The 12,054-nt window shown below is 40.7% G+C and carries 14 protein-coding genes; 10 read left to right on the top strand and 4 right to left on the bottom strand.

Going from position 1 to position 12,054, the window contains the following annotated elements; translation table 11 throughout:
* Positions 1-223 precede the first annotated feature (223 nt).
* The 8 genes from ABD772_RS01680 to ABD772_RS01645 all read left to right on the top strand — a co-directional run bounded on the left by ABD772_RS01680 (position 224) and on the right by ABD772_RS01645 (position 6,785).
* Positions 224-472: a type B 50S ribosomal protein L31 gene (locus ABD772_RS01680; RefSeq protein ID WP_345100674.1), complete on the top strand. Its 249-nt coding sequence runs from the start codon at positions 224-226 to the stop codon at positions 470-472.
* Positions 473-537: 65 nt separating this feature from the next.
* Complete coding sequence (locus tag ABD772_RS01675; RefSeq protein ID WP_345100673.1) at positions 538-1,698, top strand: GlmU family protein; 1,161 nt, start codon at positions 538-540, stop codon at positions 1,696-1,698.
* 101 nt (positions 1,699-1,799) lie between these two features.
* A complete protein-coding gene (gene tpiA, locus ABD772_RS01670; protein ID WP_345100672.1) occupies positions 1,800-2,564 on the top strand; it encodes a triose-phosphate isomerase in 765 nt (254 codons plus the stop codon).
* A 22-nt stretch (positions 2,565-2,586) separates the two neighbouring features.
* Complete coding sequence (locus ABD772_RS01665; protein WP_345100671.1) at positions 2,587-3,066, top strand: hypothetical protein; 480 nt, start codon at positions 2,587-2,589, stop codon at positions 3,064-3,066.
* Entirely contained in the window at positions 3,063-3,899 is an 837-nt protein-coding gene (gene prmA / locus ABD772_RS01660) for a 50S ribosomal protein L11 methyltransferase (protein ID WP_345100670.1), read from the top strand. The genes ABD772_RS01665 and prmA overlap by 4 nt, the downstream gene beginning before the upstream one ends.
* 218 nt (positions 3,900-4,117) lie before the next feature.
* Positions 4,118-4,969, top strand: coding sequence for a universal stress protein (locus ABD772_RS01655; RefSeq protein ID WP_345100669.1), 852 nt, complete (start codon positions 4,118-4,120; stop codon positions 4,967-4,969).
* Positions 4,970-5,007: 38 nt separating this feature from the next.
* The gene (locus ABD772_RS01650) at positions 5,008-6,363 is read left to right on the top strand and encodes a UDP-N-acetylmuramate--L-alanine ligase (RefSeq protein ID WP_345100666.1); all 1,356 of its coding nucleotides are present in this window, start codon (positions 5,008-5,010) and stop codon (positions 6,361-6,363) included.
* Positions 6,364-6,443: 80 nt separating this feature from the next.
* Positions 6,444-6,785, top strand: a complete 342-nt coding sequence (locus ABD772_RS01645) for a helix-turn-helix domain-containing protein (protein ID WP_345100664.1) — start codon at positions 6,444-6,446, stop codon at positions 6,783-6,785.
* Positions 6,786-6,860: 75 nt separating this feature from the next.
* Here the strand turns inward: ABD772_RS01645 and ABD772_RS01640 are convergent, their stop codons facing one another.
* From ABD772_RS01640 to scpB, 3 genes are all read right to left on the bottom strand, one after another.
* Positions 6,861-8,000, bottom strand: a complete 1,140-nt coding sequence (locus ABD772_RS01640; protein ID WP_345100662.1) for a GNAT family N-acetyltransferase — start codon at positions 7,998-8,000, stop codon at positions 6,861-6,863.
* Between the two features lie 71 nt (positions 8,001-8,071).
* A complete protein-coding gene (locus tag ABD772_RS01635; protein ID WP_345100661.1) occupies positions 8,072-8,257 on the bottom strand; it encodes a hypothetical protein in 186 nt (61 codons plus the stop codon).
* Between the two features lie 126 nt (positions 8,258-8,383).
* Complete coding sequence (gene scpB / locus ABD772_RS01630; RefSeq protein WP_345100660.1) at positions 8,384-8,944, bottom strand: SMC-Scp complex subunit ScpB; 561 nt, start codon at positions 8,942-8,944, stop codon at positions 8,384-8,386.
* A 340-nt stretch (positions 8,945-9,284) separates the two neighbouring features.
* Between scpB and ABD772_RS01625 the strand changes: the two genes are divergently transcribed.
* Entirely contained in the window at positions 9,285-9,983 is a 699-nt protein-coding gene (locus tag ABD772_RS01625; RefSeq protein ID WP_345100658.1) for a ferritin-like domain-containing protein, read from the top strand.
* A gap of 11 nt (positions 9,984-9,994) precedes the next feature.
* A complete protein-coding gene (locus ABD772_RS01620; RefSeq protein ID WP_345100656.1) occupies positions 9,995-10,834 on the top strand; it encodes a ferritin-like domain-containing protein in 840 nt (279 codons plus the stop codon).
* 58 nt (positions 10,835-10,892) lie between these two features.
* Here ABD772_RS01620 and mqnC read toward each other — a convergent pair whose 3' ends face one another.
* Positions 10,893-12,017 carry a cyclic dehypoxanthinyl futalosine synthase gene (gene mqnC, locus ABD772_RS01615; protein WP_345100655.1) on the bottom strand — a complete coding sequence of 375 codons (1,125 nt, stop codon included), beginning with the start codon at positions 12,015-12,017 and terminating at the stop codon, positions 10,893-10,895.
* Positions 12,018-12,054 lie beyond the last annotated feature (37 nt).

Genomic DNA, 12,054 nt, shown 5'->3' with positions numbered 1-12,054 from the left:
GTTTCAACTGTTTCAAAGTGTTTCACTTTTAAGTGAAACAGTAACAGCAGCGAAAAGATGAGGTTGTTTGCTCGTAATTATATCGCTTAATAGCCAGGCATCAAAGACTAATCTCTAATCACCGGTCTCTAACCACTAATTTTTTTATTTTCCTCTTTTTACTTTTGATTTAAAATACTACATTTGCACCTCTTTTATAAGAAAGAAGAAGAGAATTAACACGATGAAAAAAGATCTGCATCCATCAAACTATAGATTAGTTGTATTTAAAGACATGTCTAACGACTATTCTTTTATCACTAAATCATGCATCGATACCCGCGAGACTATTAAATGGGAAGACGGTAACGAATATCCATTAGTAAAATTAGAGATTTCTCATACATCACACCCTTTCTATACCGGTAAGATGAAACTGGTTGACACTGCGGGTCGTATTGATAAATTCCGCACTCGTTACAACAAGAACTAATAGCTTGTTGATAAAATATTTGAAAGTCCCGGCTTTGCAGTCGGGACTTTTTTTATTTTTGCGCCATGGCAATTATCCTGTTCGACGATAACGCACATCAATCACTTCTGCCGTTAACTTACACTCGTCCTGTAGCCGATCTGCGCATTGGTATTTTAACCATCGCCGAAAAATGGGCTAAGCATTTAAATGCTGAGCACTCTTTCCAGACGCAGCCTTATTTGCAAGCCAAATTTCCGCAAAAAGTTGGTGCCGATGACCTTTATATCAATGGCTCTGTTTGCCCGGATGATGGTTTGCTGGAAGCCATCAGCCAACTAAAAACCGGCGAGGCACTTCAACAAGGTGATTTCCTGATCGCGTCCAAAGCATCTATTGACAGTAAATTTAGTAAGGTTATCAATTACGATCCTTTCTTTATCAGTCTAAAACATCCTGAAGATATTTTCAGCAAGAACGAGATCGAATTGCGCAAAGACTTTAAACTGCTTACCAAAGGCCGCACCAGCGTTGAAATAAGCAGCACTAATACTATCATTGGCAACGATTTCTTTGCTGAGGAGGGCGCCACTGCGGAATGCTCAACTTTTAATACTACCAATGGGCCGATTTACCTGGGCGCCAATAGCAGCGTTTGGGAGGGGGTTAATATTCGCGGAGCCTTTGCCTTATGCCAGGACTCGCAGGTTAAAATGGGGGCGAAGATTTACGGTGCTACAACCGTCGGGCCTTTTTGCCGGGTAGGCGGCGAAATAAGTAATTCGGTGATCTGGGGATATTCATCAAAAGGCCATGAGGGTTTTTTGGGTAACTCTGTTTTAGGCGAGTGGTGCAATATTGGTGCCGACAGTAATAACTCCAATCTGAAAAATAATTACGCCGAAGTGAAGCTGTGGGATTATACCGTGCAGCGTTTCCGCAAAACCGGTCTGCAATTTTGCGGCCTCATCATGGCCGACCATGCGAAATGCGGCATCAATACCATGTTTAACACCGGTACTGTAGTGGGCGTCAGCGCTAATGTATTTGGTGCCGGCTATCCACGTAACTTCGTGCCTGATTTTGCATGGGGTGGCGCGCAGGGTTTCGAAACCTATTCGCTAAAGAAGATGTATGAAACCTCAATGCTGGTATACCCGCGTCGTGACCGTGAATTTGATAAGATTGAGCAGGAGATACTAAAAGCCGTTTTTGCTTTAACAGAGTCTTATAGAAGCGTATTTTAATTTGATGTCCCACAGACCATGGTCGATAGTCCGTGGTGATTATATAAGTTCAAAACAACATTAACAACCATGGCCATTGACCATGGACTAACAAATCCATCATGAGAAAAAAAATCGTTGCCGGAAACTGGAAAATGAACCTTGATTATAACGAAGGTTTGTCTTTATTTTCTGAAGTACTAAATATGGTTAAAGACGAGGCTACGGGCACGCAGGAAGTGGTAGTTTGCAGTCCGTTTATTCATTTACATAGCCTGACGCACTTGGCTAAAGGTTCGGCAAAGGTATCGGTGGGTGCGCAAAATGCTCACCAGGCCGAGAGCGGTGCTTATACCGGCGAAGTATCAGCTAAGCAAATTAAATCAGTTGGTGCCGCTTATGTCATCCTAGGGCACTCAGAGCGTCGTCAGTATTTTGGTGAGACCAATGAGTTGCTGGCTAAAAAGACCGACACTGTTTTAGCTAACGATCTGAAACCGATCTTCTGTATCGGCGAAACATTGCAGCAGCGCGAAAGCAATACGCATTTTGAAGTGATCAAATCGCAATTGGCTGAAGGTGTCTTCCACCTGGATGCTGCGCAGTTTAGCAAACTGGTTATTGCTTATGAGCCTGTTTGGGCCATTGGCACAGGTGTTACCGCTACGTCGGCTCAGGCGCAGGAGATCCACGCTTTTATACGCAAGGAGATTGCTGCTAAATATGACCAGTCGGTTGCTGATGCTACTACTATTTTATATGGTGGTAGTTGTAACCCTAAAAACGCTGCCGAATTGTTTGCACAGGCAGATATAGACGGGGGCTTAATAGGGGGCGCATCATTAAAATCTCGCGATTTTACAGATATCGTTAAAGCTTTTAACTAAAAACATTGTTATAGGGGGTAGTATGTTTAAATACCTTGTAAAAATAATACTGCCCCCTTTAGTTGCTTTCTGGCTCTTTGCCGGATTTATAAAGTTCACTACATTTTTCCATTACGTCGATATTAAGCATATAGGCGAAGACTCTGTATATGGCTTAATTGCTTATTACAAGATATTTGCGCCTGGCCAGATACTCATTGCCGTGCTTACGCAATTTTTAATTGTAATGCCTTTATGGAATAAGGTATTAGCTAAACCAAAATCAGCTATAAACTTATTTGGTGTTATGTTTTTGGTTTGCCTGGTTTTAGCATTTGGGCTGGCTTACATTATCTGGGACCCGCTAACCAAAGTAAACCATTTGCTTGAAATTGGCTTCTTTATGATGGGTGTACAACTGTTTTACTGGATCATAAACTTTTTACTTTTATGCCTGTTGGATTGGAAACTACTCAAAACCACAAAGCCTGAACCACAAGTAGAAACCGAAAACAAATCATGAATTATTACGAAGTATTTTTCACTACTATAACTACAGAGGATTATCAGCAAGATCTTTTAATTAACGCTCTCGGCGATATCGGCTTTGATACTTTCGAAGAAACCGAGCTTGGCTTTAAGGCCTATATACCCGAAACTGATTTCAACGAAGAACAGTTGCTGGAAACTTTAACGCCTTACCGTGATTTGTTCACCTTTAGTTATGAAGCGACACTTATCCCGCAAAAAAACTGGAATGAGGTGTGGGAAAGTAACTTTGAGCCAATTACTATTGGCAATAGGGTTTTTGTTCGCGCTACCTTCCATGAGTCCCGCCCCGAGTTTGCATACGAAATAGTTATCGACCCGAAAATGGCTTTTGGTACCGGGCATCATCAAACTACAGCTATGGTACTGCAGCTAATGCTCGAAAATGAGTTTGCCGGCAAGAAAGTGCTTGACATGGGTTGTGGTACAGGTATCCTGGCTATAATGGCCGCCAGGTTGGGCGCCGATGATATCATGGCTATAGATTATGATCCGGTTTGTTATGATAGCACAGTCGAGAATGCTCAGCTAAATCATGTTTCAAACATTACCGCCGGTTGCGGATCAAAGGAAGCTATTCCTGATGAGCAATATGATATTATCCTGGCCAACATTAACCGCAATATTCTTATTGATCAAATGTCCCGTTATGCCGAGGTCTTAAAGCCGGAAGGCGAGATATACTTCAGCGGTTTCTATGAAACTCCGGACCTGGATATTATTACCGACGAAGCCCGTAAATACGGCTTAAAGTACATCACCCATAAAAAAGATAGTGAATGGGTGGCTGCTAAGTTTATCAAGTAGGGTAGGATATTTCGTCGTGTATCACAGTGCACCTATTCGGCGATAACTTTTCTAATGGCATCAGTGTGAGCTTTGCCGGGATCCTACAATAGCAAGTTATCTTCAAACTCTATTTATATTTATGTGTTTTATTTGACAGAGTGTAAAGTTCCTTCAATTAATTTTGTATTGACTTTTATACCAAGATAGTCAAAACGACAACAACTAACACTGCTATTATGAGAACTTATCTTATACCTATTGATTTTTCAAAAGCCTCAATAAATGCTGCCGAATTTGCCGCCGAACTAAGTAAGCAAACTGATGTTGAACATATAGTATTACTAAATGCTTACTATGTATCGCCCATAGAAACTATGTTGCCTAACCCGGATATGGTACAGCTTATGGAAGAAGAAGTTGAGCTCGAAGTGGCTGCCCGTATTGAAAAATTGGAGCGTTTGAAGCATAGTTTGCAAAAACATGCGAGAGAGGGTGTAAAGATAAGTGTCCATCTCAATCGTTCACACCTGTTGCGTGCTGTGATTGAAAATGTGGATACAAAAAGTGCAGACCTGGTTATTTTAGGCAGTAAAGGTAATACCAGTAAAACAGATACGCAGATTGGTGGCCACGTGGTAAAAATATCGAAAGCGAGCCCGGTGCCGGTTATAGTTGTGCCGCCGCGTTATAGTTTTAAACAAATCAAAAGGGTAGTAGTGGCTTGCGATTTTGATAAGGTAAAAGAAACCGTTCCGCTGGATTCATTAAAACAGCTGTTAGACAAAAAGAAGTTCGAACTATTGGTTGTCAATATCGATAAAGAATCAAAACACTTATCGGGCGATGCAGAACGCAAGGCTGAAGAAACTGTTTTGTATAGCATGCTTAAACAGTATAATCCAAAATACAGCTATGTAAATGATACTGATGTTATAAACGGTATCTTGCATTTTGCAACCGAAAAGGATGCGCAATTGGTAATAGCATTGCCGCATAAGTACAGCTTTTTTCAATCGCTGTTGCATGATAGCGTGTCTCAACAATTGGCTGAAAGTGCCGCCGTGCCCGTATTGTTGTTGAAAGAATAATCTTTGCTAAGCCAGGCGTTTTTGTGTTTATTTGCACCATGAGAGTACATTTTATCGCTATAGGTGGTGCGGCCATGCATAACCTTGCCATTGCTTTGCACAAAAACGGTTGTGATGTGACCGGCTCTGACGATGTTTTGTTTGAGCCATCGGTATCTCGTTTGGCAAGCTATGGTATCCTGCCTGCGGAAAATGGCTGGTATCCTGAAAAGATCACTGCTGATCTGGATGCTATAATATTGGGCATGCATGCACGCATTGATAATCCGGAGCTGTTAAAGGCACAGGAGCTGGGTATTAAAGTGTATTCATACCCTGAATATGTTTATGAGCAATCAAAAAATAAACTGCGGGTAGTTATTGGTGGTAGCCACGGTAAAACTACTATTACCTCTATGATCTTGCACGTGTTGCGAGCAGCAGGCAAAGATTTTGACTATCTGGTTGGCGCACAGCTTGAAGGATTTGATACCATGGTCAAGCTTACTAAAGAGGCGCCTGTTATGGTTATAGAGGGCGATGAATATTTAGCTTCGCCGATTGACAGGCGACCAAAATTTCATTTGTATAATGCCAATATAGGTGTCATAAGTGGTATAGCCTGGGATCATATCAATGTGTTCCCGACGTTTAAAAGTTATATTGACCAGTTTAAAATATTTATCGAAACCATACTGCCCGGGGGGAGTTTAATTTATAGTAAAACCGACGCTGTTTTAGAAGAAGTGGTAGCAAGCAATGCATCGAATGTTCAAAAAGAACCTTACGCATTGCCTGAATACATAATTGAGAACGGCGTAACTACCATACTGTCAGATGGTAAAAGATACACCCTGCAAATTTTTGGTGAACACAATTTGCTGAATATGCAAGCCGCCCGTTTGGTATGTGAGCAACTTGGCATTACTAATGCTGATTTTTATCAGTTCATTACCAGTTTTAAAGGTGCTGCCCGGCGTTTGGAACTGGTGGGTAAAAACGACACCGCGACAATTTTTAAGGACTTTGCACATTCGCCCTCAAAACTGCAGGCTACTATCCATGCAGTCAAAGCACAATTCCCTGATAGAAAGTTAATTGCTTGTATAGAACTTCATACATTCAGTAGTTTAAATAAAGATTTCCTGGCTGAATACTCCGGTACTATGGACGAAGCTGAAGAGGCCATTGTTTTTATTGATAAGAAAACTTTTGAGCAAAAAAAAATGGAACCTTATCCTGCAAAAGTCGTAAAAGCAGCGTTTGCAAAAAACAATTTAACCTTTTTTAATGACCCGCAACTACTATCAGAGCAATTGGAAAGTACTAAATTAAACAATTCCAGCCTGTTAATGATGAGTTCAGGTAATTTTGGAGGTATAAATTTGAGTGAACTAAAAAATAAAATACTATAGATTTGTTTTTAAATAAAAAAATAATAGTAACTTTATTAACTATTGAGAAAACCCTTACCCCCAAATTTACAAGATCCTAAATGAAATCACTAGGAAAAAAAATCAGACTATTACGTCATCAAAAGGGATGGAGCCAGGAAGACGTAGCTAAAAGGTTAGATATTTCTATTCCTGCTTTTTCTAAAATCGAAACCGGCATTACTGATATCAATTTATCGCGTTTAGAGCAGATATCAAATTTGTTTGAAATGTCAGTAGTTCAGCTACTTACGTTTAACGATCACGAACAAGAGCAAAAATTTGTCAACGAGTTAGACCTGGTCAATAAAAAACTTACTGACCGCGAGACTGAGATTATTGAATTACAGAAAAAAGTTATTGAGCTTTTTGAAGAGCTAAGGCACAACAAAGCCACAGCTTAAGCCATATAAAACTTTTGCCTAATATTAAAAGGTTTATGTTTACAACCTATGGTTGTGTGGCAAGCCTTTTTTGGTTTATGGCTTTACGGTTTCTGGCATAAAAATATAACGCATGGTTAAGTGGCGATGCGCAAAGGTTGCGCCCATAGAGCGGTGCAATGCCATCATCTTATCGTTGAAATCGCCCACCCATGATAGTTCAAGAACCTCATATTGGTTAAGCGACAATACATATTCCTTTAGTTTGGTAAAGATTGCTGACTCCAGTCCGTGATTTTGAAGGTGTTGCTTGGTACCCATAACCACAGCGCGCATGCGTTTTACGCCTTTCCACCTATAGTATAAAAACTTGAGTTTGCCTATCAGGTTAAGTTTTCCTTTTAGTGGTTTTATCATCTGGTTGGCATCGGGCAGTACCACGATAAAGGAACCCGGCTCGCCATTAACATAAGCAAACCAGATGAGTTTCTCATCCATAATAGCCTTCATTTTATTGAAGCTTTCCAGGATAGTACTGTGTGTTATAGGAACAAAATTTTTAAAATCTTTCCATGCATCGTTATAGATCTCTATAAAATCGGCAGCAAACGTCTCAATATCCGATGCCTTTAGATGCTTAAACTCGTAACCTGGCTTTTGTGCCACCCATTTGGCAATTTTTTCAAAGCGATCCGGGAAGGGTACATGGGGATATAGGTGGTTAGTTATCTGCTCGTACATTACCTTAAACCCATAGTCGTCAAAAAACTTTTTGTAGTAAGGTGGATGATAATTCATTCCATAAGACGGCTGTGAAAATCCTTCAGACAGCAAGCCCCAGAAAGTATCATTCTCGCCAAAATTGATGGGGCCGTCCATGGCTTCCATGCCCCTTTCTTTAAGCCACTCTTTCGCGGTATCAAACAGCAGGAAGGCAGCTTTTTCGCAATCAATACTCTCAAAGAAACCAATGCCGCCAGTGGGTTGCTCAAAGGTATAGGCTTTTTTATTATTGATAAAAGCAGCTATCCTGCCAATTAGTTGGCCTTTGTCATTCTTCAAAATCCAACGGGTGCATGTGCCAAATTGATGGAAGTTGTTTTTCTGTGGATCAAAAACCGCTTCTATATCATTATCCAATGGGCAAACCCAGTTTTCGTCATCTTTATAGACGATGCGGGCTACATCAAGAAATTGTTTTTTTGTTGTTTTGTCTTTAACTTCTGTAAGCGTCATGAAGTGAAATAAAAAAGCACCCAAGATATGGTTCCGGGTGCTTTAAATAAGTTACTAATTATATTAACTGATTAATAATCGTCGTCGTCATCTTCATCACCATAATCTTCAAAGCCGATATCATCTAAGGGCCCGTCAAAATCGTCATCGTCATCAACTGCCTTTCTTTTAGGCGTTGTTTCCAAGTCATCGTCATCGTCTTCTGCATCCGTGCTTCTTGGAATATTCTTGTCTGCATTTTTTCTTGGCGCTCCCATGAGGTGAAAATGTTTTATAAAATTAAAATTATGATAATGATTAAGCTAATTAAATCTTGCCAATGCTATTGGTTAACAATAGTAAAAATAACGAAATTTCATTTTAAAGAAAAAACATTTAATTTTTTATTCCTGCGGTTCGCCAATGGTTGACGAGGTGTCTGTAAGTTCCTTTATTTGAGGTAATTCTGCAATGCTATTAATCCCAAAATAGTCCATAAATAACGGGCTTGTACCATATAAAATTGGTTTGCCTATGGCATCAGACTTACCATTTATTGCGATTAACTCCTTTTCTAAAAGTTTTTGTATTGAATAATCGCAATTGACTCCCCGTATCTGCTCAACCTCGGTTTTTGTTATCGGCTGCTTGTAAGCAATAATGGCCAGAGTCTCTAGAGCGGCCTGGCTCAGCTTCTTTTTAGCACGTTGTAACTGCAATAAACTGATTACCGGATGGTAGCTTTTTTTGGTTAAAAACTGGTAGCCGTTATTGATATGAACCAGCTCAATAGCAAAATCAGTCGCCGCGTATTTTTGTTTGATGTTTGTCAAACAGGTATTAACTTCCGCTTGCTCAAAATCGCGCTCAAACGTAGCTTGAAGACAATACAGTATTTCTTCAACGCGGATGCTTTGCTCTGAAGCAAATACAAGAGCCTCTATATACAATTCGGGATTTTCCATCAGGTAGTAAAATTAGTATTCCTGGCACGTGTAACAACTTTATTTTTCAAATAGGCACCAATTGAACCCAACGCCTTTTTGCACGGCTACAATTTGATCACTTATTAATCGTGACAGGAATTATTGCCTTTACGTGGCATGCTAATTGTCTTTGCGGTAATCTATCTTAAATTATTAAAGTTGTAATTTTTATCGTTTAAAATGATAATGTTTTAATTATTCCCCGTGGGAATGATAAGATTAAAAATATCAAAACCAAGACAGGTAAGCGCCTCGTACATAAAAAAGAGCACCACTAAACTAAACACTAAATATATAAACATACTTAACAATTTTATTTATGAAAACAGAAGCCCAATTTGAAAATGCTGATGTAAACATGGCCCGCCGGTCGTTTTTACATTATGCGGGAGCAGGCATGGCCGCTCTAAGCGTGTTATCCGCCGCTTCATGCAAAAAAGACCATAGCAAGCCACAGATGACAACTGGAATTGATATAGGTGCCACCGGCGACCTTGCAATTTTGAATTATGCTTATGCACTTGAGCAGTTAGAGGCAGCATTTTATATTAATGTTGCAGCACATATGTACACCGGTGCATCTGACGATGAAATAGCTTTATTAACTGATATACGCGACCATGAGGTTGCTCACAGAGAGTTTTTTAAAGCCGCCCTGGGTACTCATGCTATACAGGCATTAACGCCAAATTTCAGCAGTATTAATTTTAGCAGCCGAGCCAGCGTTTTAGGTGCCGCCAAAGCATTTGAAGATACAGGCGTGAGTGCCTATAACGGCGCAGGTTACCTGTTAAAAAGTGCCGATTATTTATTGCTTGCCGGAAAAATCGTTTCGGTAGAGGCGCGCCATGCTTCTTATATCCGCGACTTGATCAGCCCAAGTAGCTTTGCGGACAGTACTGTAATTGATTCAAATGGCATGGATAAGCCACAATCAATTGCGCAGGTATTGGCAATTGCGAACGGTTATCTTACTACCAAAGTAAGTGCAATCAACTATGGTTATAAAGCATATTAAAACAGACAGACATGAATTTACTTGGAATAATTGAAGAAATTGAAAAAGCTGATCCTGAGTTTCAGGACAGAATAAGCCCGCGCCGTGCAGCTATTAAAAATATCACGAGCTTTGGATCAAAAGTTGCTGTTGCTGCTCTGCCATTTGCTTTGGGCAGCTTAATGAAAAAAGCCTATGGCCAAACGGCAACCCCATCTGTAAATGACGTATTAAACTATGCCTTGAAGTTAGAATATCTTGAAGCCGCATTTTACAACGCTGGTGTTGCCTCGAACATTACTTTCTCTGCAACAGAGAAAAGTTATTTAGTCACCATTCAAGGTCACGAAAATGAACATGTTGTGTTTTTAAAGAGTGTGTTAGGGTCTGCAGCTGTTGCACAAAATACACAGGGTATAAACGGTACTTATGATTTTACTGCAGGCGGTACTTTTAACGATGTGTTAACTAATGCTGATACCTTTTTTGCAGTTGCTCAGGCATTTGAAGATACCGGTGTACGCGCATATAAAGGCCAGGCTGGTTTCCTGGTTGGTAATCAGACTGTTTTAACTGCTGCTTTAGATATCCACTCGGTTGAAGCACGCCATGCGTCAGCTATCCGCCAGATTCGCAGGACAAGAGGTGCTTCAGGTACTAAGCCGTGGATTGTCGGTGCTAATGATACTGGTATTGCTGCAGTAAATAATAATTATGTAGGCGAAGACAATGTTTTGCAAGGTGGCGTGACGATCACCAGTTTAAATGGGGTAGGTGGTAAGATTTCTGGTGCTGCTGCTACCGGAGCCTTTGACGAGCCATTAACTTCAGCACAAGTTGTTGCCCTGGTTGCTCCGTTTGGTGTAAAATAAGGTTGATATTAACTTTTATGATTAAGCGTCCGGGCAGATCGGCCCGGACACTTTTATATTAATAGTCAATTACCTGTTCTTCTAATTGGGCAGGCAAATCGCGCCACTCATATTTTTGGGTACGCAACTGCGGCTCAAAACCTGCAGCGCGAATGGAGTCCTGAATACCTTTTGCTGTAAAACGGTGAGGGGCACCTGCAGCAGATACCACATTTTCCTCGATCATGATGGAACCGAAATCATTTGCCCCGGCATTTAGGCAAATCTGCGCAACCTGCTTACCAACAGTTAACCATGAAGCCTGGATGTTTTTAATGTTAGGCAGCATGATACGGCTCAAAGCAATCATTCTGATATATTCGTCACCGGTAACATTGTTGGTTATCCCGCGAACTTTTCGCAGCAAAGTTCCGTCATCCTGAAAAGGCCAGGGGATAAAGGCTATAAAGCCATAATGTCCTTCGGGTTTTTCTGATTGTACCTGGCGTATCCAAACCAAATGCTCAAAGCGCTCTTCGATAGTCTCCACATGGCCAAACATCATCGTGGCTGATGTCGGCAAATTCAATTGATGTGCAGCGCGCATTACATCCAGCCATTCCTGCCCGCCGCATTTACCTTTTGAAATGAGACGACGTACCCGATCATTTAAAATTTCGGCCCCTGCCCCCGGTAGAGAATCTAAACCGGCTTCTTTCAAAGCGCGCAAAACGTCAATATGACTCATGTTTTCCAACTTAGCCACATGCGCAATTTCAGGAGGGCCTAATGAGTGAAGTTTTAATGTCGGATATAGCTCTTTTAATTGTTTAAACAGATCAGCATAAAATTGTAAACCCAGATCAGGATGATGACCGCCTTGCAATAAAAGTTGGTCGCCGCCTAAACGAAAAGTCTCCTCAATTTTACGTTTATAAGTTTCAATATCGGTAATATAACTATCCTCATGCCCCGGGCGGCGAAAGAAATTACAGAATTTGCAGTTAGCGATACAAACGTTGGTTGTGTTAACGTTACGGTCTATTTGCCAGGTTACTTTGCCATGTGGTACCTGTTTTTTACGCAGTTCGTTAGCTACGTACATCAAATTGGCAGTAGATGCATTGTGATATAGGTAAACACCCTCTTCGATACTCAAAAACTCAAACCGCAAAGCGCGCTGTAACAAATCGGCAGTAATCATAGAGCAAATATAAGTATATTGTCTGACCCACTGGTCA

This window comes from Mucilaginibacter panaciglaebae, assembly GCF_039539265.1.
Classification (GTDB): Bacteria; Bacteroidota; Bacteroidia; order Sphingobacteriales; family Sphingobacteriaceae; genus Mucilaginibacter; species Mucilaginibacter panaciglaebae.
Note: the sequence above shows the minus strand (reverse complement) of the source record. Positions and strands in the feature narration are given on the sequence as shown.

Coding starts and splice junctions, on each gene's coding strand:
- ABD772_RS01680 (WP_345100674.1), top strand. CDS start 224: ATGAAAAAAGATCTGCATCCATCAAACTATAGATTAGTTGTATTTAAA.
- ABD772_RS01675 (WP_345100673.1), top strand. CDS start 538: ATGGCAATTATCCTGTTCGACGATAACGCACATCAATCACTTCTGCCG.
- tpiA (WP_345100672.1), top strand. CDS start 1,800: ATGAGAAAAAAAATCGTTGCCGGAAACTGGAAAATGAACCTTGATTAT.
- ABD772_RS01665 (WP_345100671.1), top strand. CDS start 2,587: ATGTTTAAATACCTTGTAAAAATAATACTGCCCCCTTTAGTTGCTTTC.
- prmA (WP_345100670.1), top strand. CDS start 3,063: ATGAATTATTACGAAGTATTTTTCACTACTATAACTACAGAGGATTAT.
- ABD772_RS01655 (WP_345100669.1), top strand. CDS start 4,118: ATGAGAACTTATCTTATACCTATTGATTTTTCAAAAGCCTCAATAAAT.
- ABD772_RS01650 (WP_345100666.1), top strand. CDS start 5,008: ATGAGAGTACATTTTATCGCTATAGGTGGTGCGGCCATGCATAACCTT.
- ABD772_RS01645 (WP_345100664.1), top strand. CDS start 6,444: ATGAAATCACTAGGAAAAAAAATCAGACTATTACGTCATCAAAAGGGA.
- ABD772_RS01640 (WP_345100662.1), bottom strand. CDS start 8,000: ATGACGCTTACAGAAGTTAAAGACAAAACAACAAAAAAACAATTTCTT.
- ABD772_RS01635 (WP_345100661.1), bottom strand. CDS start 8,257: ATGGGAGCGCCAAGAAAAAATGCAGACAAGAATATTCCAAGAAGCACG.
- scpB (WP_345100660.1), bottom strand. CDS start 8,944: ATGGAAAATCCCGAATTGTATATAGAGGCTCTTGTATTTGCTTCAGAG.
- ABD772_RS01625 (WP_345100658.1), top strand. CDS start 9,285: ATGAAAACAGAAGCCCAATTTGAAAATGCTGATGTAAACATGGCCCGC.
- ABD772_RS01620 (WP_345100656.1), top strand. CDS start 9,995: ATGAATTTACTTGGAATAATTGAAGAAATTGAAAAAGCTGATCCTGAG.
- mqnC (WP_345100655.1), bottom strand. CDS start 12,017: ATGATTACTGCCGATTTGTTACAGCGCGCTTTGCGGTTTGAGTTTTTG.